This is a genomic window from Achromobacter xylosoxidans (assembly GCF_014490035.1).
Taxonomy (GTDB): domain Bacteria; phylum Pseudomonadota; class Gammaproteobacteria; order Burkholderiales; family Burkholderiaceae_B; genus Achromobacter; species Achromobacter bronchisepticus_A.
The window spans coordinates 4,011,104-4,035,501 of the sequence record NZ_CP061008.1 but is presented as its reverse complement, the minus strand read 5'-3'; the positions used below and the strand labels follow the sequence as shown (position 1 = coordinate 4,035,501).

General features: G+C 67.6%; 22 protein-coding genes. 10 read left to right on the top strand and 12 right to left on the bottom strand.

Annotated features, from left to right (window positions below; genetic code table 11):
* The 8 genes from gspM to IAG39_RS18700 all read right to left on the bottom strand — a co-directional run bounded on the left by gspM (position 1) and on the right by IAG39_RS18700 (position 4,944).
* Entirely contained in the window at positions 1-588 is a 588-nt protein-coding gene (gene gspM / locus IAG39_RS18735) for a type II secretion system protein GspM (protein ID WP_118935122.1), read from the bottom strand.
* Positions 585-1,577, bottom strand: coding sequence for a type II secretion system protein GspL (gspL, locus tag IAG39_RS18730; RefSeq protein ID WP_118935120.1), 993 nt, complete (start codon positions 1,575-1,577; stop codon positions 585-587). The genes gspM and gspL overlap by 4 nt, the downstream gene beginning before the upstream one ends.
* Complete coding sequence (gspK, locus tag IAG39_RS18725) at positions 1,574-2,518, bottom strand: type II secretion system minor pseudopilin GspK (RefSeq protein ID WP_118935118.1); 945 nt, start codon at positions 2,516-2,518, stop codon at positions 1,574-1,576. Before gspK ends, gspL begins: the two co-directional genes overlap by 4 nt.
* Positions 2,515-3,120 carry a type II secretion system protein J gene (locus IAG39_RS18720; RefSeq protein ID WP_059374317.1) on the bottom strand — a complete coding sequence of 202 codons (606 nt, stop codon included), beginning with the start codon at positions 3,118-3,120 and terminating at the stop codon, positions 2,515-2,517. The genes gspK and IAG39_RS18720 overlap by 4 nt, the downstream gene beginning before the upstream one ends.
* Positions 3,121-3,122: 2 nt before the next feature.
* Positions 3,123-3,524, bottom strand: coding sequence for a type II secretion system minor pseudopilin GspI (gene gspI, locus IAG39_RS18715; protein WP_059374318.1), 402 nt, complete (start codon positions 3,522-3,524; stop codon positions 3,123-3,125).
* Entirely contained in the window at positions 3,511-3,999 is a 489-nt protein-coding gene (gene gspH / locus IAG39_RS18710) for a type II secretion system minor pseudopilin GspH (protein WP_118935116.1), read from the bottom strand. The genes gspI and gspH overlap by 14 nt, the downstream gene beginning before the upstream one ends.
* Positions 3,971-4,399 carry a type II secretion system major pseudopilin GspG gene (gene gspG / locus IAG39_RS18705; protein WP_059374320.1) on the bottom strand — a complete coding sequence of 143 codons (429 nt, stop codon included), beginning with the start codon at positions 4,397-4,399 and terminating at the stop codon, positions 3,971-3,973. The genes gspH and gspG overlap by 29 nt, the downstream gene beginning before the upstream one ends.
* A gap of 110 nt (positions 4,400-4,509) precedes the next feature.
* Positions 4,510-4,944, bottom strand: coding sequence for a general secretion pathway protein GspC (locus IAG39_RS18700; RefSeq protein WP_187774050.1), 435 nt, complete (start codon positions 4,942-4,944; stop codon positions 4,510-4,512).
* 197 nt (positions 4,945-5,141) lie between these two features.
* Here IAG39_RS18700 and IAG39_RS18695 point away from each other — a divergent pair, with 197 nt between their 5' ends.
* The 4 genes from IAG39_RS18695 to IAG39_RS18680 all read left to right on the top strand — a co-directional run bounded on the left by IAG39_RS18695 (position 5,142) and on the right by IAG39_RS18680 (position 11,694).
* Positions 5,142-7,085 carry a PhoX family protein gene (locus tag IAG39_RS18695; RefSeq protein ID WP_118933539.1) on the top strand — a complete coding sequence of 648 codons (1,944 nt, stop codon included), beginning with the start codon at positions 5,142-5,144 and terminating at the stop codon, positions 7,083-7,085.
* 194 nt (positions 7,086-7,279) lie between these two features.
* Positions 7,280-9,286 (top strand): alkaline phosphatase family protein, encoded by a 2,007-nt coding sequence (locus IAG39_RS18690; protein ID WP_118933540.1) that lies wholly within the window; start codon positions 7,280-7,282, stop codon positions 9,284-9,286.
* An 18-nt stretch (positions 9,287-9,304) separates the two neighbouring features.
* Positions 9,305-9,487 carry a hypothetical protein gene (locus tag IAG39_RS18685; protein ID WP_059374323.1) on the top strand — a complete coding sequence of 61 codons (183 nt, stop codon included), beginning with the start codon at positions 9,305-9,307 and terminating at the stop codon, positions 9,485-9,487.
* Positions 9,488-9,522: 35 nt separating this feature from the next.
* Positions 9,523-11,694: a phosphocholine-specific phospholipase C gene (locus IAG39_RS18680; RefSeq protein WP_118933541.1), complete on the top strand. Its 2,172-nt coding sequence runs from the start codon at positions 9,523-9,525 to the stop codon at positions 11,692-11,694.
* Positions 11,695-11,697: 3 nt separating this feature from the next.
* Here IAG39_RS18680 and IAG39_RS18675 read toward each other — a convergent pair whose 3' ends face one another.
* Positions 11,698-12,600 (bottom strand): LysR family transcriptional regulator, encoded by a 903-nt coding sequence (locus IAG39_RS18675; RefSeq protein WP_118933542.1) that lies wholly within the window; start codon positions 12,598-12,600, stop codon positions 11,698-11,700.
* 93 nt (positions 12,601-12,693) lie between these two features.
* Here IAG39_RS18675 and ggt point away from each other — a divergent pair, with 93 nt between their 5' ends.
* The 5 genes from ggt (at position 12,694) to IAG39_RS18650 (ending at position 19,692) form a co-directional block, all read left to right on the top strand.
* Positions 12,694-14,322, top strand: coding sequence for a gamma-glutamyltransferase (gene ggt, locus IAG39_RS18670; protein WP_059374330.1), 1,629 nt, complete (start codon positions 12,694-12,696; stop codon positions 14,320-14,322).
* A 35-nt stretch (positions 14,323-14,357) separates the two neighbouring features.
* Positions 14,358-15,869 carry an ABC transporter substrate-binding protein gene (locus IAG39_RS18665; protein ID WP_059374331.1) on the top strand — a complete coding sequence of 504 codons (1,512 nt, stop codon included), beginning with the start codon at positions 14,358-14,360 and terminating at the stop codon, positions 15,867-15,869.
* 129 nt (positions 15,870-15,998) lie between these two features.
* Positions 15,999-16,943, top strand: coding sequence for an ABC transporter permease (locus IAG39_RS18660; protein ID WP_059374332.1), 945 nt, complete (start codon positions 15,999-16,001; stop codon positions 16,941-16,943).
* Positions 16,940-17,818 (top strand): ABC transporter permease, encoded by an 879-nt coding sequence (locus IAG39_RS18655; protein ID WP_054456608.1) that lies wholly within the window; start codon positions 16,940-16,942, stop codon positions 17,816-17,818. The genes IAG39_RS18660 and IAG39_RS18655 overlap by 4 nt, the downstream gene beginning before the upstream one ends.
* 17 nt (positions 17,819-17,835) lie before the next feature.
* Positions 17,836-19,692 (top strand): dipeptide ABC transporter ATP-binding protein, encoded by a 1,857-nt coding sequence (locus tag IAG39_RS18650; RefSeq protein WP_118933543.1) that lies wholly within the window; start codon positions 17,836-17,838, stop codon positions 19,690-19,692.
* A gap of 63 nt (positions 19,693-19,755) precedes the next feature.
* Here IAG39_RS18650 and IAG39_RS18645 read toward each other — a convergent pair whose 3' ends face one another.
* The gene (locus IAG39_RS18645; protein WP_118933544.1) at positions 19,756-20,397 is read right to left on the bottom strand and encodes a LysE family translocator; all 642 of its coding nucleotides are present in this window, start codon (positions 20,395-20,397) and stop codon (positions 19,756-19,758) included.
* Positions 20,398-20,548: 151 nt separating this feature from the next.
* Between IAG39_RS18645 and IAG39_RS18640 the strand changes: the two genes are divergently transcribed.
* Positions 20,549-21,085, top strand: coding sequence for a YaeQ family protein (locus IAG39_RS18640; RefSeq protein ID WP_059374335.1), 537 nt, complete (start codon positions 20,549-20,551; stop codon positions 21,083-21,085).
* A gap of 16 nt (positions 21,086-21,101) precedes the next feature.
* On the opposite strand, the gene IAG39_RS18635 is transcribed toward IAG39_RS18640, so the two are convergent.
* Positions 21,102-22,082, bottom strand: coding sequence for a Bug family tripartite tricarboxylate transporter substrate binding protein (locus IAG39_RS18635; protein WP_165867902.1), 981 nt, complete (start codon positions 22,080-22,082; stop codon positions 21,102-21,104).
* 22 nt (positions 22,083-22,104) lie between these two features.
* Positions 22,105-24,351 (bottom strand): arylsulfatase, encoded by a 2,247-nt coding sequence (locus tag IAG39_RS18630; protein WP_165867903.1) that lies wholly within the window; start codon positions 24,349-24,351, stop codon positions 22,105-22,107.
* Between the last annotated feature and the right edge of the window lie 47 nt (positions 24,352-24,398).

Genomic DNA, 24,398 nt, shown 5'->3' with positions numbered 1-24,398 from the left:
TCAGCCACGCTCCGACGCTTGCGGCGCCGCCAGGCTCACCTTGCCATTGACCAGGCCGGGCAGCGGCCGCCCGTTGACATTGGCGGCACGGGTGAGCTGCACCTCCTTGACGGCCAGGCCCCAGTCGCGCGCCGCACCGTCCAGCCAGCGCAGCAAGGCCGAAGAGGGCGCCTGCTTCAGCGTCAGCAGCACGCCCGATCCCTGCTCGGGCTGGCCCAGCGTCCATAGCTCCGCGGCGAGTCCGGCGCGTTCCAGCGAGGCGCCCAGCTCCGCGGCGCTGGGCATGGCGCCGGCGGGCGCGGCCGACTTGTGCCGCAATGCCGTGGCTTGCGCGGTCAGGTCGGCGACCGTGGCGGCCTGGCCGCGCAGCGCGGGTAATTCCGCCTGCAGCTTGCGCAGCGTGTTCAAGGGCGGTTCGATCAGGGTGACGAAGACCAGCGCGCCGCCCAGCAGCAGGCCGGCCGCGGTCACCAGCCGGCGCTCGCGCGGCGCCAGCGCCCGATAGCGTTGCCCGGCGCGCGTCAGCGCGGGCGTGAGGGTCTTGGCCAGCGACTGCCTGGCCGCATGCAGGGCTTGCGGGAGTTTCATGGTTGCGCGCGCACGATGCGCCAGGTGTTGTCGTTATCGCCGCGTTCGAGCTTCAGGCCCAGGGCGGCGGCTTGCTGGATCAGCGCGGGGGTTTCCGCGACGCGTTGCGACTGCTCGCCGGCGTCGGCCAGCTGCAGCGTCAGCGCCTGTTCGGCGTAGCCCAGGCGGGCCACCTTGTCGGCGGCGAAGGGCAGGGCCTGGGCCGCGGCGCGCGCCAGGGGCAGGAAGTCGGCGGCATTGGCCGCGCCGCGGTTCGCTTGCAGCGCGTCCAGGCCTTGCTGCGCCTGGCGCGGCGGGTCCAGGACCACCGGCAGGTCGGGGAACGCGGCCAGGACCTGCGCGTGCATGCCATTGCGCAACGCGTCGGCTTCGGCTTGCAGCTGCGAGGCGTACAGATTCAGCCCGCCTATCCAGACGACTGCCGCGGCCGCGGCCCAGCGCCAGGCGGGGCGCCAGGCTGAAACGCGGGCCGGCGCCAGCTGAGGCATGGCCAGCGACCACGAAGGCGAGGGCGCCAGCCAGCGGGGATCGGCGGGGTCGCGCAATGGTTCCGTGGTCTCGGCGCTCAGCGCTTGCGGCGCGATGAGCGCCCGCGTGCGCAAGCCCTGCGCATTCAGCAGGCTCCAGCCGCGGCGCACGGGTTCGCGCGCGGCCCAGGCCAGCGGCACCGTGCCGTCGGCCGAGCGCGGGCCGTGGCCGATGGCCAGCGCGTCCAGGTCGCTGAGCACCAGCGGCTCCAGCGCGCTGTGCACCGCGGCCGCAAAGCGGGCGCGCGCCACCGCGGGGATCTGTACGCTGGCGGCGATCACGTCGGCAGGATGCAGCACGGCTTCGCAGGCGGCGTGGGGGTAGGCGTGTCCCAGGGCTTCAAGTGTGAGCTCGCCCTGGCGGGCGCAGCGTCCGCGCCGGTCGAACCAGGCATAGGGCAGGAGAGAGCCGGAGCCGAACTCGTCCAGCGGGGGCAGCGCGATGCGCAGGATGTTCTTCAAGGAATTTCTCTGGTCCATAAGGTGTCGGGGGCGGCGGGCGGCGAGCTGCGCAGCAGCGCCTGCATGGAGATGCGCGCCCGCTCATAGGCCACGGTGCCGCTGGCCAGGAACCAGCCGCTGGTGGTGGCGACGGCCGGCGCAGGCGTCTTCACGCCCGCGCCGACCAGGCGGTTGGCGAAATCGCCGGAATTGTTGAACCAGTTGCCGCGGTCGCGTTCGCCCGCCATGGACCGGGCCTGGCTGAGCGACAGGCCGGGCACCAGCGCTGCAAGCACCTCCGCGGGCGCGGTGTTGACGTTGACACTGGTGGCGACGGGCAGCACTGTCATCGTGCGGCGCAGCTCGTTGCGCGCCGACGGCTCCAGCGCCAGCAGGGCCGCCACTTCGTCCACGCCGCGCGGCAAAGGGGCGCGGGCGTCGGGCGCGGGCCGTCCCTGCGGCGCCGAAGGCGCATCCGCCGGCGGCGCCACGGGCTGCGCGGCCGACATAATGTCCACCATGCGCGCGGCCAGGGTGTCGGGCAGCTGCAGCGTGTTCAGCAGCCTGCGCAGCACCAGTTCCTGCTCGAGCTGCGGCACGCCATTGTTCGCCAGGTTATAGAGGTTGTACTTGCCTTGCTCGTCCTGCACGCGGCCGGAGAACACGGCAACGCGTTCGTCGCCGGGCCGTTCGATGCGCGTGTCCAGCACCGGGGTGGCCCATATCTGGTCGCCGCGGGTGATCGGTTCGCGCTTACTGTGGTCGCGCACGATCAGGCGGGCCCAGTCTATGCCGCCGGCCAGCATGGCGCGCGCCTGCACCCGCGCCATCTCGTTTTCCACGCGCCGCGTGCTGGCGGTCTGGCGCTGGAACAGTCCGGTGGTCAGGGCGGCGACGATGGCGACGATGATGAGCGCGCTGATGACCGCCGCGCCGCGTTCTGCGTTGCGCGTGCGTTTCATGGCAGCTCCAGCACGCGGGTGTAGCGCTCGGGGGATCCCGGCGCGCCGCGTTCCAGCGCGATCTCCAGGCCGCTCGGGGCCGCGGCCTGACTGCCTTCGCCATTCACCCAACCGGTCCCCGGCACCCAGGCGCGCAGCGTCAAGGCCCGCGTGCCGGGCAGCAGGAGGATGCCGTTGTCCGTCGCGGGCAGCGGACTGCGCGCCGCCGACGGCCCGCTGGCGCGCCACAGGCCGTCCTTGCGCACCTGCCATTGCACGCGCTGCCACAGGCCGTTGTCGTCCGGGTCGGGGCGCAGGATCTCGAACACGGGACCGCCGCCTGCGCGGCGCAGCAGGCGCAGGCCGCTGGTGTAAGCCTGCACATCCAGGCCCGCCGGCTCGAAGCCGGGACCGGTGTAGGACAGTTCCACATCGCGCGCCATCTGGCCCAGCGTGCGGACGATGGCATCGATGTCCTCGGCCTGCGCCTCGATCCGCTCGCGCGCGCCGGATACGCTGGCCAGGCCGCGCCAGGCCATCAGGCTGACCAGCGCCATCAGCGCCAGGGCCACCAGCACTTCGATCAGCGTGAAGCCGGCTTGGGATCGGGGAGGGCGGCGCATGGCTATCGCAGGCTGGACAAGAGGCCGTCCAGCTGCAGCAGCACGGCGTCCGCCTGCGAGGCGCCGGCGTCGCGCACCTTGATCGACACCTGGCGGAAGCTGCGGTTCATCGAATTCGTAAACTCCATTTCGCACTGCAAAGCCCGGCCGCCCTGCGGACAGGGCGCGCTGCGCGTGCCCGCGCGCGGCAGCGCCTGTTCCAGCCGCAACTGGGCCAGCGCGTTCTGCGCGGCCAGCAGCGCCAGCGTCTTGTCCTGCAGGGCGCGGTTGTTCTCCGCCATGACGCCGGTCGCGCGCAGGGCGGCGCCCATGGCGACGGCGATGATGGCCAGGGCCACCAGCACTTCGATCAGCGTGAACCCGCGCTGCCGATCGGGCGGGCGGGGCGGTTCATTGAATTTCATAGCGGCCCGCGGCGTCGCGCCGCAAGGTGACGCGGGCATCGCCCGCGCTCAGCGTCAGCGTGACGGGCGCGGCGACCCATTCCGTGTTGAACACCAGCGGCCGGTCCGGATCGAGCCGCAGCGCCACCGGCGCCGTCGACCAGGATTGCGGGCGCAGCACCTCGTCGCGTTCCAGCCGGTCTGGCGGCAGCGGCCTGTCTTCCTCGGCGTTCGGGCCCGGCAGCCGCCCCTGGCGTTCGAACGACCAGCCCTGACCATTGGCGAGCCAACGGATGGGACGGCCGTCGCTGCGGGCCTCGCTCTGGGCCACGGTGAAGGCGTCGGCCAGGCGCTGGGCGTCGCCGCGCAGACGGTTGTCGCCGCGGCCGACGGACAGGCTCACCATGCTGGCCGCGATCGCCACGATCACCAGGACCACCAGGACTTCGACCAGCGTGAAGCCGCGCTCAGAGTTCCCAGGAGCCGATGTCGGCATCGCCGCTTTCTCCGCCGGGCTTGTTGTCGGCGCCGAACGAGAACACGTCGATATCGCCTTTGACGCCAGGGCTCAGGTATTGATAGGGATGGCCCCAGGGATCGTTGGGCAGCTTGTCCAGGTAGCCGCGCCAGTTGTTCGCGCCCTCGGGTTTCTGCACCAGCGCGCGCAAGCCCTGCGCGGTGCTGGGGTAGCGGCCATTGTCCAGGCGGTACAGCTTCAGCGCCTGCATGATGCCGGCGATGTCCTGGCGCGCGGCGACCTGGCGGGCCTGGTCGGGACGGTCCAGCACGCGGGGGACGATCAACGCCGCAAGTATCCCCATGATCACAATCACCACCATGATCTCGATGAGGGTGAAACCTTGCTGGCGGGCAAGCCCGCGCGGTAACTGACGCACTTGATGACTCCGGTCTTTCAGTAGGAGCGGAGGATTGTGGACATGAAATATGACAGCAATACTCACGCCGCCGCCAAATGCGCAAGGACCCGGCCCGCGCGCGGCGCGGCCTACTTTTCGCGCGATATGCCGGCGGGCGCGGGCAGGGCGGCCGGCGCTGGCAGGCGGCTTGAGCGTCCGGCCTGTTCCACCGTCACCGCGTCCGCGGCGACTGCGCGCAGCACGATGCCGGGGGCCACTTCGCCGCCCGCGCGCCAGGCCAGCGGCGGGCCGCCGTCGACGCTGAGCACGGCGGCGCCGTCGGCGCCCGCGGCGATCACGCCCAGCACGGTGATCTGCGTGCGCATGGCTTCGTCCTTGCCGAACCACAGCGCCACGGGCGTGTTGTCGGCGGCGCGCGGCGCTCCCGCCGATACCGCCGCAGGCAAGGCGCCGGCCTTGGGCGCAAGCAGGATCGACGCCCATACGCCCAGGCCCGCGGCCAGGGCCAGCACGGCAAGAACGCGGAACGCGGCGGGCAGGTTCGGGCGCAGGGAGAAGGGCATGGAACAGGCGGGCAGGGCGGGTTGCGACGGGCCGACTATAGCGTCGCTACATGACAGGCTTGCGATGACCCGCGGTATCTGCCATCGCTCCTGTTGCGCGGGGCCTTCTGTCATCGTTCGTACATGCCCCATGTCTAGCATGCGCTGAAGTCCGGATGCCGCATCCGGGCAGACCTCCTTTCCAACAGGGAACCCGCATGCAAGACCTGAACCAAGCCAATCGCCGCCGACTCCTCAAAATGCTGGGAGGCGCGCCGATGCTGCCGCTGGGCGGCGTCAGCCTGGCCGCGCTGCTGGCCGGCTGTAATTCCAGCGATGACGATGACGACAGCACGCCGCCCGTCGCGCCGGTCACCTTCAAGTCCGCCTCCTTCAGGTCCATGGCCGCGCCCTCGCTGTCCCAGCCTGAACTGATGGCGCGTACCACCGTCGCCTCGGCGCTGGAGCTGACGTTCAGCGACGGCTCCAAGCGCAGCGTCGAGCTGGGCTACGAGCCTTTCTTCATGACGGGCGACGCCGTGCCGGACGGCAAGGGCGGCACCGTGGTCGCCGGCGGCTACTACAACCTGGCCGGCGCGCCCATCGTCGACAATTCGGTGCCCGCGAAGGCGCGGCAGTTCTTCTCGAACTGTCCGGACGGCATGTCGCTGCTGTCCTTGTCGGAACCGACCAAGGTGGCGGGCGTGGCCGGCAACGCGCTGTACGCGGTGGTGCAGTTCGAGTACCAGTCCATGGACCAGGCCGGCAAGGACATGTACGGCCTGCTGCCGTCGCAGATCGCGGTGCTGACGCTGTCGCAGGACCCCAACACCGGCAAGCTCAGCCTGGTGAAGTACCACACCGTGGACACGTCGTCGGTGCATGGCCTGTGGATCACCTGTGGCGCGAGCCTCTCGCCCTGGAACACCCATCTGTCCAGCGAAGAGTACGAGCCCGACGCCACCACGGCCAAGGCGTCGTCCTCGTTCCAGGCCTACAGCCAGAATCTCTACGGCGATCCGGCCAAGGCCAATCCCTACCACTACGGCCACATGCCCGAGGTCACCGTCAACCCGGACGGCACCGGCACTATCAAGAAGCACTATTGCACGGGCCGCATTTCGCACGAGCTGGTGCAGGTCATGCCGGACCAGCGCACCGCGCTGATGGGCGACGACGCCACCAACGGCGGCCTGTTCATGTTCGTGGCCGACCGCAAGGCCGATCTGTCGGCCGGCACGCTGTATGTCGCCAAGTGGAACCAGACCTCGGGCACCGGTCCCGGCGCCGGCACGCTGACCTGGATCAAGCTGGGCCACGCGACCAGCGCGGAAGTGCAGGCGCTGGCCGACCAGCTGAGCGCCGCCGACATCATGGACGTGCGCACCGCCGACCCGCTGGATGCCGCCTTCACCAAGATCCGCTATTCCGGCAAGGACAACTGGGTCAAGCTGCAGCCCGGGCGCAACGTGGCCGCGGCCTTTCTGGAAACCCACCGTTACGCCGCCATGGTGGGCGGCACGCTGGCCTTCTCCAAGATGGAGGGCACCACCGTCAACGCCAAGGACAAGATCGCCTACAGCGCGATGTCGCGCGTGGACAGCTCGATGACCGACGGCTTGTCGCCCGGCTTCAAGGTCGAAGGCCCGGCGGCGGGCGCGGTCTACCAGCTGCACATGAAGGAAGGCCAGGTCGACACGGACGGGAAGGCTATCGACAGCGCCTGGGTGCCGGTGGACATGGCCGCGGTGCCGGAACTGGTGGGCGAAGTGCTGGCCGCGCGCGATGCGCTGGGCAATACCCACGCCGCCGACAAGATCTCCAACCCCGACAACCTCAAGTTCTCGGAGAAGCTGCGCACGCTCTTCGTGGGCGAGGACAGCGGCGGCCACGTCAACAACTTCCTGTGGGCCTACAACGTCGACACCAGGCAGTTGTCGCGCCTGCTGTCCTGCCCGGTGGCCGCGGAATCCACCGGCCTGCAGGCCGTGGACGAGATCAACGGCTGGACCTACATCACCAGCAACTTCCAGCACGCGGCCGATTGGGGCAGCGTGCACTCGGTGGTGCGGCCCACGCTGGAACCCCTGGTCAAGGCCAACTACAAGGACGGCTTTGGCGCGTCGGTGGGTTATCTGACCGGCGTCAAGATCGGCGCCTAGGCTTGCGGCAGGCGCCAGCCTGCCTCCGGCTTTGCCGCGGCTTCCTTCGGGAAGCCGTTTTTTTTGCGGATCGCGCGCAAAAGAATCCTGATCCGTCGATCAAGGTTTCTCTTCTTTGCTTCACGGGGCTTTCACCTTGGCTGGCCATCATGTAGCCCTGCATAAAACCCTGTTCATGACTAGAGAAGAGAAGCATGCAAGCATTGAATTGGAGAAGATGGTGCGCGGCCCTGCTGGCGACCAGCGCCCTGGCGGGCTGCGGAGGCAGCGACGATGACGACGACACCGAAGCGCCGCCGACCCAGCCGCCGGTGACCCAGCCGGACCCCACGCCCGCCGACAAGGTGCTGTTCATCGGCGTCGACGGCCTGACCTACGACGCGATGCGCCGCGGCGTGGCCGACAAGTTCCTGCCCAACATCGCGCAGTTCAATGCCACGCGCGCCTGGACCGGCGGCGTGACGGACGCACCCACGCAGCAGCCGACGCTGCTGGCGCCGGGCTGGGCGACGTTGCTGACCGGGCAATGGGCCGACCAGCATGGCGTGCGCTACAGCGTGCAGGGCGAAACGCTGCAATCGCCGACCCTGTTCCAGCGCGTCAAGCAGGCGCGTCCCGAAGCGCGCAGCGCCGCCGCCTTCAATTCGACGGTGCTGGCCGGGTTGATCGCGGGTCAACGCGACGCGGGCTATCTGCAGTCGCTGACCGACTGTGCAGGCGCGGACGATTGCGTCGCCGCCCAGGCGCGCGACCGCATTACCGAAGGCTATGACGTGGTGGTGGCGCAGTTCGGCGCGCCGGAACGCGTGGCGTCGGAGAACGGCTTCGGCTCGGCCTATGACAGCGCGATCCGCCAGGCCGACGCCGCCATCGGCGCGCTGGCCAAGCAGATCGCCGACCGCAAGGCGGAGCATCCGGGCGAGAAGTGGCTGGTGATCGTGGCTTCCAGCCACGGCCTGGGCAAGACTGGCGCCAGCGACGGCCGTCCCATGTCCTTGAACAAGACCATCCTGTTGGCCGCCAACCAGCCTGCGCTGCTGGGCGGCAGCGCCGACGATGCATCGTTTGACGGCCTGTGGGACAACAACTGGTACGCGCTGCCCAGCGCGGCCGATGTGACGCCGACGGTGCTGGACCATCTGAAGGCGCTGCCGGCCGCCGCCAAGTACGACATGGCGGGCACGTCGCTTGCCGGCAAGCTGGCGTTGCGCCACACCGCGGCCCGCACCTCCACCGACAACAAGAGCGTGACGCTGAGCTGGGTGCGCGTGGGCGAACCCGCCGGCGACATCGTGGTCAGCCGCGACGGCGTGGAGATCGCGCGCGTGCCCGGCACGGCCGCCGAGTACGTCGACAAGGGTTTCAAGTTCGAGACCGAGGGCGTGCACACCTTGAACTACAGCGTGGCGGTCGGCAACGCGGTCAGCGCGGCGCGCACCACCGTGGCCTACACCAAGCCGCTGCCGCTGCTGGCTTCGCTGCGCACCGGCCTGACGATGCTGTTCCCGTTCGAAGGCAACATGACCGACCTCGCCGCCGGCGGCGGAGCCATCACGCCGTTCGACGGCACGCAGGCGCCGGCCTACGCGGATGCAGGCGTGTTCGGCAAGATGTTCAAGAACGACCGCAGCGCGGCGGCCCTGGGCGGCTTCAAGCTGGACTATCCGGCCGGCATGCTGGACGCGGCCCAGGCTTTCACCATCGGCTTCTGGTATCAGTCCGATGGCACCGCCAATGACCGTTCCATCCTGGGCAACAAGGACTACAACTCCGGCGGCAACCCCGGCATCACCATCGCGCAGTGGGCCGGTCCGGTGCTGTATTTCAACCTGGCTGGCGGCGGCTCGCGGGTCGACATCAACAACGTCAAGTTCACCCCGAACAAGCCGGTCTACGTCGCGATGACCGTGAACAAGACGGCCAAGACCCTGACGGCGTCCGTCTACGACAGCGAACTGGGCTTCTCCCAGCGCACCATCGGCACGGGCTCGGTCGACCTGACCAAGATCGCCGGCGTCTACGGTCCGCACCTGGGCCTGAATGAAGACGGACGCGGCACCTATGGCGTCTGCTGCGCCGGCACCAAGGGTCCCTACACGATGTACTTCGACGACCTGGCGTACTGGTCGCGCGCGCTCACCGAAGCTGAAGTGAAGTCGCTCGCCCTCTCCGGCAAGTCCGTTTCCGAACTGTTTCCCTGATGTATCGAGGATAAAAAAATGAGCATGTCCATGATCTTGCGCGGTTTCCTGCGCCTGGGCGCGGTGCTGATGCTGAGCGCCACGCTGGCTGCCTGCGGCGGCGATGACGGCGACAGCGACGGCGGCAAAGACCCCGGCACCGGCCAACCCGAGACGCCGAAGCCCGAGCCCGTCAAACCCGAATTGCGTTGCGCGCCTTGAGCCGCGCGTCCACCCGATCCATAGGAATAGAATCCGTGACGTTCGATAAAGACCAGGTCCACGCCGGCAAGCGCCGTTTCTTGCGCAACGCGGCCGCCTCGACCGCAGGCTTGACCGCGCTGTCGATGTTCCCGCCGGCGATCCGCCGCGCGCTGGCCATCCCCGCCAACAACCGCACCGGCACCATCAACGACGTCGAGCACGTGGTCATCCTGATGCAGGAAAACCGCTCCTTCGACATGTACTTCGGCACGTTCAAGGGCGTGCGCGGCTTCGGCGACCGCATCACCATCCCGCTGCCTGAAAAGCGCTCGGTCTGGGAGCAGAGCAACGGCACGCGCGTTGTCATGCCGTATCACCTGGACAGCACGCAGGGCAACGCCCAGCGCGTGGCCGGCACGCCGCACGACTACATGGACGCGCAGATGGCCTGGGACGGCGGCCGCATGGACCACTGGCCGCGCTACAAGCAGAACCAGTCCATGGGCTACTACAAGAAGAAGGAGGTGGAGTTCCAGTTCGCGCTGGCCGAAGCCTTCACGCTGTGCGATGCCTACCATTGCTCGACCCACGGCGGCACCAACACCAACCGCCTGTTCCTCTGGACCGGCACCAACGACCCGCTGTCCCTGGGCAACGGCCCTTCGACCCGCAACCAGTGGGACAGCCTGGGCGCCTCGTCCACCGGCTGGACCTGGAAGACCTATCCCGAACGCCTGCAGGAAGCGGGCGTCACCTGGAAGGTTTACCAGAACCTGCCGGAGAACTTCGGCGACAACTCGCTGGCCGGCTTCAAGCAGTACCGCCGCGCCAACGAGCTGGCCGGCAACAGCGCCAACGGCGCGCCGTACCCGGCCTGGACCCCGTCCATGGACGCCGCCAACCCGCTCTACAAGGGCACGGCCAACACCATGCCCGACGGCGGCTTCCTGAAGGCGCTGCGCGAGGACGCCCTCAACGGCACGCTGCCGCAGGTGTCGTGGATCGTGGCGCCCGCCACGTATTCCGAGCACCCCGGTCCGTCCAGCCCGATCCAGGGCGCCTGGTACATCCAGGAAGCGCTGGACGCGCTGACGGCCAATCCCGAGGTCTGGAGCAAGACCGTGCTGCTCATCAACTTCGACGAGAACGACGGCTATTTCGACCACGTGCCGCCGCCCGCCGCGCCCTCGCTGAATCCGGACGGCTCGATGGCCGGCGCCTCCACCGTCAACACCGACCTGGAGCGTCACACCCACGCCTCGGCCCAGGATGCCGCCGACGACCGCGTCTACGGCCCCGGCCCGCGCGTCCCCATGTACGTGGTGTCGCCCTGGAGCCGTGGCGGCTGGGTCAATTCCCAGGCCTTCGACCACACCTCGGTGCTGCGCTTCCTGGAAGCCCGCTTCGGCGTGGCCGAGGACAACATCAGCCCCTGGCGCCGCGCGGTGCTGGGCGACCTGACCTCGGCCTTCAACTTCGCCACGCCCAATAACGAAAAGCTGCCCGACCTGAATCTGCTGACCCGCGCGGGTTCCGACAGTGAGCGCAGCGCGCAGGAAGCGCTGCAGGCCGTGCCGCTGCCCGACCCCAGCACCCAGGCCAAGCCGGTGCAGGAGCAGGGCGTGCGCTATTCCCGCGCCTTGCCCTACGAACTGCACACCAGCGGCCGCGCCCAGCCCGACACGGGCGCCATGCGCCTGGTGTTCTCCAATACGGGCAAGCAGGCGGCGGTGTTCCATGTCTATGACCGCCTGCACCTGGACCGCCTGCCGCGCCGCTACACGGTGGAGCCGGACAAGCAGCTCGAAGGCGGCTGGGACGCGGCGGCCGACGGCGGCAAGTACGACCTCTGGGTGCTGGGCCCCAACGGCTACCACCGCCATTTCGCGGGCGACCTGGCCTTGGCCCGCACGTCGGCGCTGGCGGCGGAAATCCGGGTCTGCTATGAAATCGCCAAGGGCGACGTCTACGTCAGCTTCATTAACGGCGGCCAGAATCCCTGCACCTTCGAAGTCGCGCCCAATGCCTATTACGCCAACCACGAGCGCTGGAAGTTCACCGTGCCCGCGGGCGGCCAGGTCGAACAGCACTGGGCGCTGGAAGGCAGCCAGGGCTGGTACGACTTCACCGTGCGCCTGGCCGAGGATCCGGCCTATCTGCGCCGCTACGCCGGCCGCGTGGAAACCGGCCGTTCGTCGGTGACGGATCCGGCGATGGGGCTGTAAGCCTCAGGCGGCGGTCTGCGGTTCGCGCGCCTGGAACGCCTGGGCGCACGCCTCGCAGATCGCCGCCGTGATGCCCTGGCGCGCATGCTCGCGCCGCTCCAGCATGCCGATGGCGCGCGCCATCGGCCCCAGGTCCTGCGGCAGGGTGAGAATCCGCAGTTCCGGACTGTGCTGCCAGTTGGAGCCGTTGATCAGCGGCAGCAGCGTCACGCCGACTTCCTGGCGCACCAGTTCGACCAGGGTCTCGATCGCGTTGAGTTCCAGGAATTCATTCAGCGGCACCGCCAGGCGGCGCAGCAGCCGGTCTATCTGCAGGCCGGTGCGCTGGGTGCGGTCAAAGCGCAGGAAGGGGTTCTGCGCCAGCACCTGGCGCGCGTCTTCGCCCGGCGCCGAGCGCGGCGCGATTACCACCAGTTGCTCTTCATATAGCGCGGTCCAGCGCGTGCTGGCCATCTTGCGCCCGGCCTCCACCAGGAAGGCCGCGTCCAGCTCGCCGTCCTCGACCTTGCCCGCCAGCTCGCTGGCCTTGCCCGACAGGATGCGCACGTCCAGCTTGGGGTGCTGCTTCTTCATGCCCGATACGACCTTGGACAGGGTGCCCATGCAGGACACGATGCTGCCCACGGCGACCGACCCGGCCAGCTCGCCAGGTACGGTGCGCGGCAGCCGCATGCGGTCGTAAAGGTCCAGCAAGTGCTTGATTTCAGGGAGTAATTCCCGGCCGGCGGCGTTCAGGATGGCGAGCCGGCCGCTGCGGTCGAAGAGTTCGCGGCCCAGTTCCGCTTCCAGGGAGCGCATCTGGAAGCTGACGGCGGCCTGCGTCAGCGCCACCTGCTCGGCCGCTTCCGAAAAGGAACCGTGGTGTGCGACCGCCAGGAAAGTGCGCAGAAAGCGGATGGTACTCACAAAAATCTCTTTTATGACGGAACAAAATTTCAAATTGATTTAATTAAACCACGGGAGTAACTTCGGCCGCTTACCCGTTATGAGACTAGCCACATGAAATCCTTCGACTGGGGCAACCCGTATCCTTCCGTCCGCATTCCGCTGTTCGCCCGCAATGTGGTGTCCACGTCGCATCCGCTGGCGGCGCAGGCAGGGTTGCGCATGCTGCTCAAGGGCGGCAATGCCGTGGACGCCGCCATCGCCGCGGCCGCCACCATCGTCCTGGTCGAACCCGTGTCCTGCGGCCTGGGCGGCGACTGTTTCGCCATCGTCTGGGACGGCAAGGAATTGCACGGCCTGAACTCCTCGGGCGTGGCACCGGCGGCCTGGAGCACCGAATACTTCAAGCGCAAGCACGGCGTGGGCGCCAACGGCCTGGCGATCCAGCCCAAGCGCGGCTGGGACGCCGTGACGGTGCCGGGCGTGGTGGCTGGCTGGGCCGCGCTGCATGAAAAGCTGGGCAAGCTGCCGTTCGAGCAACTGTTCGAACCCGCCATCGAAATCGCCGAGCGCGGCTACGCCGTGCCGCCGGTGGTGGCGCACAAGTGGGCCGCCGCGGCCGAGGAACTGAAATCGCAGCCGGGCTACGCCCAGGCCTTCCTGCCCGAAGGCCGCGCGCCCAAGGTCGGCGAACACTTCCGCTTCCCGGACGCTGCCAATACGTTGCGCCGCATCGCCGCCTCCAAGGGCCGCGACTTCTATGAAGGCGAACTGGCCGAGCGCATCGCCGCTTTCAGCCAGGAATGCGGCGGCGCCATGACCCTGGAAGACCTGCGCAACTACCGCCCGGAATGGGTCAAGCCCATTTCCAAGTCCTATCGCGGCTACGAGCTGCACGAGATCCCGCCGAACGGGCAGGGCATTGCCGCGCTGATCGCGCTGGGCATCGTCGAACGCTTCGACATGGCCGACATCCCGGTGGACTCGGTGCAGTCGCAGCACATCCAGATCGAAGCCATGAAGCTGGCTTTCGCCGACCTGTACAAGTACGTGGCGGATCCGCGTTCCATGCAGGTGACGCCGGAGCAGATGCTGTCGGACGCCTACCTGGACAGCCGCGCCAAGCTGATCCGCCTGGACCGCGCCACCCATTTCGAGGCGGGCCGTCCGCACGCCGGCGGCACCATCTACCTGACCGCCGCCGATGAAAACGGCATGATGATCTCGTTCATCCAGTCCAACTACATGGGCTTCGGCTCGGGCGTGGTGGTGCCGGGCACCGGCATCAGCATGCAGAACCGCGGCGTGGGCTTCTCGATGGACCCGAAGTCGGCCAACGTGGTCGAAGGCGGCAAGCGTCCCTTCCACACCATCATCCCGGGCTTCCTGACCCGCGGCGGCAAGCCGGTCATGAGCTTTGGCGTGATGGGCGGCGACATGCAGCCGCAAGGCCACATGCAGACCGTGGTGCGCATGCTGGACTATCACCAGAATCCGCAGGCCGCCTGCTGCGCGCCGCGCTGGAAGGTCAACCGCGATTTCACGCTGGACATCGAGACCAATATGAAGGCTTCCACCATTGCGGGCCTGAAAGACCTCGGGCATGCTTTGAAGTCGGTCGACGATCCGTACATGGATTTCGGCGCGGGCCAGTTCATCTGGCGCATGTCCGAAAACGACAACGAGCTTGGCTACGTCGCCGCCAGCGACAGCCGGCGCGATGGTCAGGCGGTCGGCTTCTAATACGCAATAGCGCAGCCACAAGGGGAATTTGAATAATGAAACGCTTGACCTTGACCTTCGGCGCCAGCCTGCTGGCGCTGGCCGCGGGCGCGGCTTCCGCCCAGAACATCCGGATCGGCCTGCAGGAAGATCCGGACGTGCTGGACCCGCACCGGGCGCGCACGTACGTGGGCCGCATCGTCTTCACCTCGCTGTGCGACAAGCTGATCGACATCGATCCCAAGCTGCACTTCGTGCCGCAGCTGGCCACCTCGTGGTCGTTCAGTCCCGACAACAAGGTGCTGACCTTCAAGCTGCGCGAAGACGCGCTGTTCCATGACGGCTCCAAGTTCGACGCCGCCGCGGCCAAGGCCAACCTGGAACGGGCCATGTCCTTGCCGGACAGCCTGCGCAAGGGCGAACTGGCCTCGGTCGAAAAGGTCGACGCGCCTGATGCCGCGACGCTGGTGCTGACGCTGAAAAAGCCCGACGCCACCTTGCTGGCGCAACTGTCCGACCGCGCCGGCATGATGCTGTCGCCCAAGACCTTCACCGACGACGTCGCCGCCGTGGGCCGCAAGCCGGTGTGCTCCGGTCCCTACAAGTTCGTCGAACGCATCCAGAACGACCGCATCGTGCTGGAAAAATTCGACCAGTACTACGACGCCAAGGATTTCGCCTTCAAGCGCGTGACCTTCCTGCCGATCCCGGACACCACCGTGCGCCTGTCCAACCTGCGCGCGGGCGACCTGGACATGCTGGAACGACTGAATCCCTCCGACGTGCCGCAGGTCAAGAGCGACGCCAGCCTGACTTTCGCGCCGGTGGCCGGCCTGGGTTTCCAGCAGTTCATGTTCAACGTCGCCAACGGCAAGCGCGCCGAGGACAATCCGTTCAAGAACAAGCTGGTGCGCCAGGCGTTCCAGTACGCCATCGACCGCAACGCCATCAGCGAAGTGGCCGGCGGCGGCATCTTCGATCCGGCGCAGCAGCCGTTCCCGCCCGCCAGCCCCTACCACAGCGACAAGTTCCCGCCGACCAAGCGCGACGTCGCCAAGGCCAAGGCGCTGCTCAAGCAGGCGGGCTTCGACCGCGTGAAGGCCGAGGTCATGTTCGGCAACAACACCACCACGTCCTCGATCGCCGAGATCGTGCAGGCCATGGCGTCCGAGGCGGGCTTCGACCTGTCGCTGCGCCCGACCGAGTACGCGGCCCTGCAGAAGGAATCGGCCGGCGGCAACTTCCAGGTCGTGATGCTGGGCTGGTCGGGCCGGGTCGATCCGGACGGCAACATCCACGCCTTCGTCACCTGCAAGGGCGCGCTGAACGACGGCCACTACTGCAACCCGGAAGTGGACAAGCTGCTGAACGAGGCCCGCACCGTGCCCGACGAAGCCAAGCGCAAGGCCATCTACGACCAGGCGCAGACCATCATCCAGGACGAATTGCCCGGGGTGTATAACTACTATCAGCCCTGGCCCTTCGCCATGGCCAAGAAGGTCAAGGGCTTTACGCCTTATCCTGACGGCATGATCCGCCTGAAAGGCGTGACGTTCGCGCAGAAGTGATCGCGGCGCGGCAGTCAAGCGCCGCGCCAGCCGGACGCGCCTCGCGCGTCCGGTTGTCGTTTGCGGCGGCAGGGCGCCGCGGTTTATCTTCCGCGCCCCGTCCGCCGTTCCTGTCTTACGGTTTCTCATATGCTTAAACTCATCTTGCGCCGCGTGCTCGTCGCGATACCGACACTGATACTGGTGTCGATGATCGTCTTCATGCTGCAGAAAATCCTGCCCGGCGACCCGGTGCTGACACTGGCCGGCGAAGAACGCGATCCGGCCGTCCTGGACTACTTGCGCGACAAGTACCGCCTCAATGATCCGCTGCCCGTGCAGTACGCCGCCTGGGCCGGACAGGTCCTGCAAGGCGACCTGGGCAAATCGCTGCGCACCGACGTTCCCGTCACCACGCTGATCGGCCAGAAGCTGCCGGTCACGCTGCAACTGGCCGCCATGGCCATGTTCTTCGCGCTGCTGATCGGCATTCCCATGGGGATCGTCGCCGCGGTGCGCAAGGGCAAGCCCATCGAAATGGGCGCCAACATCGCCGCGCTGTCGGGCATGTCCATCCCCAACTTCTGGCTCGGCATCATCCTCATCATGGTGGTGTCGGTGCAGTGGAAACTGCTGCCGGCCTCGGGCTACGTGTCGCCGTCCGAGGACTTCTGGCTGTCGATCAAGACCATGCTGATGCCGTCCCTGGTGCTGTCCACGGCCATCGCGGCCTACCTCATGCGCCATACCCGTTCGGCCATGCTGGAAGCCCTGTCGGCCGACTATGTGCGTACCGCGCGCGCCAAGGGCGTGTCGCCGCGCAGCGTGGTGCTGCGCCACGCCCTGCGCAATGCGCTCATGCCGATCGTCACGCTGGTGACGCTGCTGTTCGGCGAACTGCTGGCCGGCGCCGTGCTGACCGAGCAGGTCTTCACGATTCCGGGCTTCGGCAAGCTGGTGGTCGACGCGGTCTTTACGCGCGACTACGCGGTGGTGCAGGGCGTGGTGCTCTGCGTGGCGGTGGGTTTCATCATCATGAACCTGCTGGCCGACATCCTGTACATCCTGGTCAATCCCCGCCTGAGGCACTCATGAGCGCAATTCCTGCAACGGCCGCAGCCGTCACGCCGCCCCGCAGCCGCAACCGCGCCTGGGGCAAATTCAAGCGCAACCACATCGCCATGCTGGGCCTGGGGATCGTGCTGTTCTTTGTCGTGATCGCCATCCTGGCGCCGCTGATCGCCAGCCACGATCCCTTCCAGACCAGCTTCACCACCATCCGCAAGGCGCCCTCGGCGTCCTACTGGCTGGGCACGGACGAGCTGGGCCGCGACATCTTCAGCCGCATGGTCTATGGCGCCCGCGCGTCGCTGATGGCGGGCCTGGTGTCGGTCCTGATCGCGCTGGCGGTGGGCGTGCCCTTCGGCCTGGCCGCCGGCTACTTCGGCGGCTGGACCGACAGCATCATCTCCCGCGCCACCGAAGCGCTGCTGGCCATTCCCTTCCTGATCCTGGCCATCGCGCTGGCCGCGTTCCTTGGGCCCAGCCTGACCAACGCCATGATCGCCATCGGCGTCTCGGCCGCGCCCAAATTCATCCGCCTCACGCGCGGACAGGTGCTGGCGGTCAAGAACGAGGACTACGTGCAGAGCGCGCGCGCGCTGGGCGCGTCCGACCTGCGCATCATCGGCCGGCACGTGTTCCCCAATGTGATGCCGCCCTTGATCGTGCAGGCCACCATCACCATCGCCACGGCCATCATCGCCGAGGCCAGCCTGTCGTTCCTGGGCCTGGGGCTGCAACCGCCGAATCCGTCCTGGGGTTCGATGCTGAACACCGCCAAGAACTTCATGACCCAGGCGCCCTGGATGTCCATCTTCCCCGGATCGGCCATTTTCCTGGTGGTGCTGGGCTTCAATCTGCTGGGCGACGGCCTGCGCGACGCGCTCGATCCGCGTCAGGAAAAGTAATCACCATGGCAACAACAATGGACCCCAAGCGCGTCGTCCAGGTCAACGACCTGACCGTGCGCTTCAAGACTCCCGAGCGCACCGTGGAAGCGGTGCGCAAAGTCTCCTTCCACGTCGACCGCGGCGAAACCCTGGCCATCGTCGGCGAATCCGGCTCGGGCAAGTCGGTGACCTCGCTTGCGCTGATGCGCCTGGTCGAGTATGGCGGCGGCCGTATCGTCAATGGCGGCATGCTGCTGCGCCGGCGCAGCGGTGAAGTGCTGGACCTGCTCAACGCGCCCGACAGCACGCTGCAGCGCGTGCGCGGCGCGGACGTGGCCATGATCTTCCAGGAGCCCATGACGTCCCTGAACCCCAGCTTCACGGCCGGCAACCAGATTGCCGAAGCCCTGCAGCTGCACCAGGGGCTGGACGCCGCCGCGGCCCGCGCCGAGACGCTGCGCATGCTGGAGCGGGTGCGCATCCCCGAGGCCCGCGCCATCCTGGACCGCTATCCGCACCAGCTATCGGGCGGCATGCGCCAGCGCGTCATGATCGCCATGGCGCTGTCGTGCAAGCCCCAGCTGCTGATCGCCGACGAGCCGACCACGGCCCTGGACGTGACCATCCAGGCCCAGATCCTGCAGCTGATCCGCCAGTTGCAGGAAGAAATGGACATGGGCGTGATCTTCATCACGCACGACATGGGCGTGGTGGCGGAAGTGGCCGACCGCGTGCTGGTCATGTATCGCGGCGACAAGGTGGAAGAGGGCAGCTCGGACGAGGTCTTCGCCCGTCCGCAGCACGCCTACACGCGCGCGCTGCTGTCGGCGGTGCCGCGGCTGGGCGCCATGCAGGGCACGGACGAGCCCGCGCCGTTCCCGCTGCTGCGCGTGGACGACGCCACGGCGCGACCGCAAGCCGCCGCGCCCGTCGCGGCCGCGTCCACCGTGCGCCGCGAAAACGGCCCCGTGCTGAAGGTGCGCGACCTGACCACCAGCTTCGACATCACCGGCGGCATCCTGGGCCGGGTGCAGAAGCGCGTGCACGCGGTTGAGAAGGTCAGTTTCGACCTGTATCCGGGCGAGACGCTGTCGCTGGTGGGCGAGTCCGGCTGCGGCAAGACCACCACCGGCCGTTCGCTGCTGCAGCTGGTCAAGAGCAAGGCCGGCAGCATCGAATTCGACGGCAAGAACATCGGCGCGCTGCGCGGCAGCGCCATGCAGACCCTGCGCCAGCACATCCAGTTCATCTTCCAGGATCCGTTCGCCTCGCTGGATCCGCGCATGACGGTGGGCTACTCCATCATGGAGCCGCTGCTGATCCACGGCGTGGCGCGCGGCAAGGCGGCGCAGGACCGGGTGCGCTGGCTGATGGACAAGTGCGGCCTGTTGCCGGAAATGATCGACCGCTATCCGCACGAGTTCTCGGGCGGCCAGCGCCAGCGCATCTGCATTGCGCGCGCCCTGGCGCTGAACCCCAAGGTGGTGATCGCCGACGAATCCGTGTCGGCGCTGGACGTGTCGATCCAGGCGCAGATCGTCAATCTGTTGCTGGACCTGCAGCGTGAACTGGGCGTGTCGTTCCTGTTCATCTCGCATGACATGGCGGTGGTCGAGCGCGTCAGCCACCGGGTGGCGGTGATGTATCTGGGCCAGATCGTCGAGATCGGCCCGCGCCGGGCCATCTTCGAGAACCCGCAGCATCCCTACACCAAGAAGCTGATGGCGGCGGTGCCCATCGCCGACCCGCAGCGCCGCCACCGCGAGCGCTCGCTGCTGGTCGACGAGATCCCCAGCCCGATGCGCAAGCTGGGCGACGATCCGCTGGTCGAGCCCCTGGTCGCCGTGGGCGAAGGCCACTTCGTGGCCCGCCATTCGATCGGGGTCTATTGAGGCAGAAGGCCGCCGGCTGGCAGCCGGCGGCATCCCCCCCGCTGCGTGCAGGGGGAGCCGAAACTAGCGCTTTTCGAGCGCCAGCTTCAGACCGAAGGCGATGAAGACCGCGCCCGTCATGCGGTCCAGCCCGCGCATCACGGCAGGCCGCGACAGCCAGCGCGCCAGCGGGCGCGTCGCCGCCACCAGCACGCCAAACCATACTATCCCCAGCATCGCGTGTATGCCTGCCAGCAGCAGGCTGAAGCGCAGCACGTCCGCGCCCGCGGGGATGAACTGCGGCAGGAAGGTGATGTAGAAGATCCCGATCTTCGGATTGAGGGCATTGGTCAGGCAGCCGCGCATGAACCAGCCGCCGGCGCTGGCCGCCGCGGCGGGGGCGGGCGGCGCGGAATCGGGGGCGGCTTGCTTGCCTCGCCGGGCGCCCCACAGCAGCTTCACCCCCAGATAGAACAGGTATAGCGCGGCGCAGATGCGCAGCGCGTCGTAGGCCAGGGTCGATACCAGCAGCAGCGATCCCAGGCCGAATGCCGCCACCACGCCCCAGGCCAGGCATCCGGCGGCGATACCCAGGCCAGCCATGAGCGCGCGGCGGCCGCCCTCGACGGCGGCGGTGCGCAGCACCAGGGCGGTATCCATGCCGGGCGTGACGGTCAGGATGGCGGCGGCCAGGGTAAAGGCGAGCAGGGCGGCGGTGGCGGTCATGGGCGGGGTCCGGTAGCGGGCGTGGCAAGGCGGAGCTGGCCAGTGTAGCGCCGCCGGGCCGGCGTCCGCGGCCGTCCGTCGCCGTGGCGCAGCGCCGCAGGCGTTATCATGGCGGCCTTCAGCAATTCGCTACATTCACCGGATTTACGCCATGGCCCTGCGCGCCACCATCTACAAGGCCGAGCTCAACGTCGCCGACACCGACCGCCACTACTACGGCAGCCACTCGCTGACGGTCGCCCGCCATCCCTCGGAAACCGACGAGCGCATGATGGTGCGGCTGGTCGCCTACGCCCTGCACGCGCAGGAGGAACTGGCCTTCACCAAGGGCCTGAGCGACACCGACGAGCCCGACCTGTGGGTCAAGGACCTGACCGGCGCGGTCAAGCTCTGGATCGAAGTCGGCCAGCCCGAAGAGCGCCGCATCCTGCGCGCCTGCGGCCGCGCCGACGAAGTCATCGTCTATTGCTATGGCGGTTCCGCCAGCAAGATCTGGTGGGACGGCGTGAAGAACAAGCTGGAACGCACGCGCAACCTCAAGATCGTGAACCTGCCGTCCGACCAGACCCGCGCCTTGGCCCAGCTGGCCGAGCGCACCATGCGTCTGAACGCCAACATTTCGGACGGCGTGGTGTATTTCTCGGCCGACAAGGGCGAGGTCAGCGTCGAGCCGGAAACCTGGCGCTAGGCTCCCGGCGGGCACGCTATTCGCGCTTGATGCCGGCTTGCTTGACCAGGGCCGGCCAGCGTTGGCGTTCCATGGCTATGAGCTTGGACAGCGCCGCGCCATCGGTGAGCTCCGGTACCGTGCCCATATTCTTCAGCGCGTCCAGAAAGGCCGTGTTTCCAGACATGCCGCGGATGGCCGCGCCGATTTCCGCGACCGCCGCCGGGTCCATGGCGGCCGGTCCGAACAAGGCGAACCAGGCATCGACCTGAAAATTGTCGATGCCGGCCTCCTGCATGGTTTGCACGTCGGGCAGGATGGCCGCGCGGTGGGCGCTGGTGACGGCCAGGGCGCGCAATTTTCCAGATTGGATGAACGGCAGCGCAGACGGCAGGTTGTCGAACAGCAGGTCGACCTCGCCGCCGAGCAGCGCGGTGATGGCCGGCGCGCCTCCCTGGTAGGGCACGTGGGTCAGGTTGAGGCTGGTGCGCGCCTTGAACAGTTCGCCCGTGAGATGCGGGCCGTTACCCGTGCCGGTAGAGGCGAAAAAGCCGCCGCCCTTCTTGTTTTTCAAGTAGGCGATCAGTTCCGGCACGGTCTTGGCCGGCGTGGCGGGATTGACCACCAGCACGTTCGGCACGCTGGCCACCAGGCTCAGCGCGGTCAGGTCCTTCTGCGAGTCATAGGGGATATTGGCGTAGGTGGCGTAATTCAGCGCCAGGTTGCCCGCGCTGCCCACGCCCAGCGTATAGCCGTCAGGCTCGGCGCGGGCAACCTGGTTCGCTCCCAGCCCGCCGCCCGCGCCGGGCTTGTTTTCGACCGCGACCGGCTGTTTCAGCGCCTGCATCAATTGCTGTCCCAGCGCGCGCGCCAGCAGGTCCGTCGTGCCTCCCGGCGGATACCCCACCAGCAGTCTGATCGGTTTGGAGGGGTAATCCGGCGGCGCCGCCGTGGCGCCAGCGGCGAGGATGGACAGCGCCAGGCCCAGCAGCGTTTTTCCCAGTGGTATGCCTTTCATGGTTTGTCTCCGTGTGGCGGGGCTATTGTTGTTTGAATACGGTCCAGAGCTTGCCGTCGGCGCTGTCGCCGCCGTCGTTTTCCAGGTCCACGGCCAGGCGCAGTATGGCGGCATTGAAGCGGAAAGGGGGACGGTAGGCCTCGGTCAGCGGCACGCCCGCCAACCCGCAGGTCAGACCGGCGGTGGTGCTGTAGGTCCACCAGGTTTTCGGCAGCTCAAGTTCTCCCATCAGTTCGCCGTTGACGCGTAGCGCGATGCGTCCGGCATTCTGGCCAGTGCGCGTGAATTGCAGCGTGACGGTGGCGGTGCCTTGCGGCAGCGGGACCGCCAGGCGATGGGCGACGGTTTCCGTATAGATGTACTCGTAGACCAGTTCACCGCCCAGGGCGTACAAGGCAAAGCCGGCGAATCTGCTGCCCCAGGAAAAGACCACGCCTTCGGTGGCGCTCGACAGGTCCGCCAATTCCGCCGTGATGCAGTAGCTGCGGTCGCTGATTTCCGGAACCATGAAGCGGTCGATGCGCGCCATGTCCGGCTGGAATTCGTAGTGCGTGCGGGTTTGCGTGCCCAGGAAGTCGCGGGCGCGCTCGGCCTCGCGGTCGTCCAGCGGCAGCACGCCGAACTCGTCCGCCTGCTGCCACCACAGGTCCAGCAGTTCCCGCAGCTTGTCGGGATGGGACTGGGCCAGATCGCGCGTTTCGGTGAAATCGTCGTCCAGCTTGTAGAGTTCCCAGCGGTCCTCGGTGTCGTAGTCCTGGCCCTTGACGTGGCGCGCCACGGCTTTCCAGCCGCGATCCCAGATGGCGCGGTCGCCCAGCAGTTCGAAATACTGGGTGGTCTTGGCGGTGGGGGCATCGGGCTCGGCAAAGCTGTAGCGCATGCTCACGCCATGCAGCGGCAGCTGCTTGTAGCCCTGGTGGACGGATGGCGGCTCCACGCCCAGGCAGTCGAGCACCGTCGGGACGACGTCGATCACATGATGAAACTGGGTGCGCAGCCCGCCGGCCTGCTTGATGCGTTCCGGCCAGTGCATGATCAGCGGGGCGCGCACGCCGCCGCCATGGGTGTCCTTCTTGAACCACTTGAGCGGAGTGTTGGAAACCTGCGCCCATCCCATCGGGTAATGGCTGAATGAATGCTCGCTGCCAATCAGGTCGATATGGGGCAGGGCGGAGGCCACGGTTTCCTGTTCGTGGGTCATGTGCTTGCGCATATTGATCGCGCCCGTGGGGCCGCCCTCGGCGCTGGCGCCGTTATCCGACAGCAGCACGATCAGCGTGTTGCCCAGCTGTCCGATGGACCGCAGATAATCCACCAGGCGGCCGATCTCGGCATCGGTATGGTCCAGGAACGCCGCGTAGGTTTCCTGCAGACGGCAGCCCAGGCGCCGCATGTCTTCCGACAGATCTTCCCATGCGCCTATGCCGGGATTGCGGGGAGCCATCTCCGCATTCTGCGGAACCACGCCCATGGCCTTTTGCCGGGCGAAACGTTCGGCGCGCACGGCGTCCCAACCCTGGTCGTAACGGCCCTTGTACTTCTGGATGTAGTTGGCGGGAACCTGGTGCGGCCAGTGGCAGGCGCCAAAAGCCAGGTAGCTGAAAAATGGCCGGTTGTCGGACGAGGTCACGTGATCGCGGATCTGCGAGATGGTCTTGTCGACCAGGTCGGATGACAAGTGGTATCCCGGTTGCGGCGCGATATGAATGGGGTGGTTGTCCTCGTAGAGCTCGGGATTCCATTGGTCGATCAGGGCGCCATGAAAGCCGTACCAGCGGGAGAACCCGCGGCCCAGCGGCCAGTCGCCGTGCGGCCCCGATGCACCGTAATCGGCGAGATTGGTCAGATGCCATTTGCCGGTGGCATAGCAGCCATAGGCATAGTCGCCCAGGATCTCCGGCAAGGTGGCGGCCTGGCGGGTGATCCGCCCTTGATAAGAGGGATAGCCGTTGGCCCATTCCGAAATGATGCCCACGCCGACCGAATGCGCGTTGCGCCCGGTCATGAGGCAGGCCCGGGTGGGCGAACACATGGCGGTGACATGGAAGTTGGTATAGCGCAGCCCGCCCGCAGCCAGCCGGTCCATGTTCGGGGTGTGGATCTCGGAGCCGTAGCAGCCCAGGTCGGAGAAGCCTACGTCGTCGAGCACCAGGAAGAGGACGTTTGGCGCCTGTTCGGGAGCTGCTGGCTTGCGCGGCCAGTCCGGCGTCGAATCGCGGTAGGTCTTGCCGATGACGCCGTTGAACGAGTGGTCGTTGGGGTGAGGCATTGCGCGGTCTCCGTGGGTATCGATTCGTTGTGCCTGCATCGTAGGCC

Coding starts and splice junctions, on each gene's coding strand:
- IAG39_RS18700 (WP_187774050.1), bottom strand. CDS start 4,944: ATGCCCTTCTCCCTGCGCCCGAACCTGCCCGCCGCGTTCCGCGTTCTT.
- IAG39_RS18645 (WP_118933544.1), bottom strand. CDS start 20,397: ATGACCGCCACCGCCGCCCTGCTCGCCTTTACCCTGGCCGCCGCCATC.
- gspI (WP_059374318.1), bottom strand. CDS start 3,524: ATGAAATTCAATGAACCGCCCCGCCCGCCCGATCGGCAGCGCGGGTTC.
- IAG39_RS18655 (WP_054456608.1), top strand. CDS start 16,940: ATGAGCGCAATTCCTGCAACGGCCGCAGCCGTCACGCCGCCCCGCAGC.
- gspK (WP_118935118.1), bottom strand. CDS start 2,518: ATGAAACGCACGCGCAACGCAGAACGCGGCGCGGCGGTCATCAGCGCG.
- IAG39_RS18665 (WP_059374331.1), top strand. CDS start 14,358: ATGAAACGCTTGACCTTGACCTTCGGCGCCAGCCTGCTGGCGCTGGCC.
- IAG39_RS18720 (WP_059374317.1), bottom strand. CDS start 3,120: ATGCGCCGCCCTCCCCGATCCCAAGCCGGCTTCACGCTGATCGAAGTG.
- IAG39_RS18690 (WP_118933540.1), top strand. CDS start 7,280: ATGCAAGCATTGAATTGGAGAAGATGGTGCGCGGCCCTGCTGGCGACC.
- IAG39_RS18635 (WP_165867902.1), bottom strand. CDS start 22,082: ATGAAAGGCATACCACTGGGAAAAACGCTGCTGGGCCTGGCGCTGTCC.
- IAG39_RS18640 (WP_059374335.1), top strand. CDS start 20,549: ATGGCCCTGCGCGCCACCATCTACAAGGCCGAGCTCAACGTCGCCGAC.
- gspM (WP_118935122.1), bottom strand. CDS start 588: ATGAAACTCCCGCAAGCCCTGCATGCGGCCAGGCAGTCGCTGGCCAAG.
- ggt (WP_059374330.1), top strand. CDS start 12,694: ATGAAATCCTTCGACTGGGGCAACCCGTATCCTTCCGTCCGCATTCCG.
- IAG39_RS18660 (WP_059374332.1), top strand. CDS start 15,999: ATGCTTAAACTCATCTTGCGCCGCGTGCTCGTCGCGATACCGACACTG.
- IAG39_RS18685 (WP_059374323.1), top strand. CDS start 9,305: ATGAGCATGTCCATGATCTTGCGCGGTTTCCTGCGCCTGGGCGCGGTG.
- IAG39_RS18630 (WP_165867903.1), bottom strand. CDS start 24,351: ATGCCTCACCCCAACGACCACTCGTTCAACGGCGTCATCGGCAAGACC.
- gspH (WP_118935116.1), bottom strand. CDS start 3,999: ATGCCGACATCGGCTCCTGGGAACTCTGAGCGCGGCTTCACGCTGGTC.
- IAG39_RS18650 (WP_118933543.1), top strand. CDS start 17,836: ATGGACCCCAAGCGCGTCGTCCAGGTCAACGACCTGACCGTGCGCTTC.
- IAG39_RS18695 (WP_118933539.1), top strand. CDS start 5,142: ATGCAAGACCTGAACCAAGCCAATCGCCGCCGACTCCTCAAAATGCTG.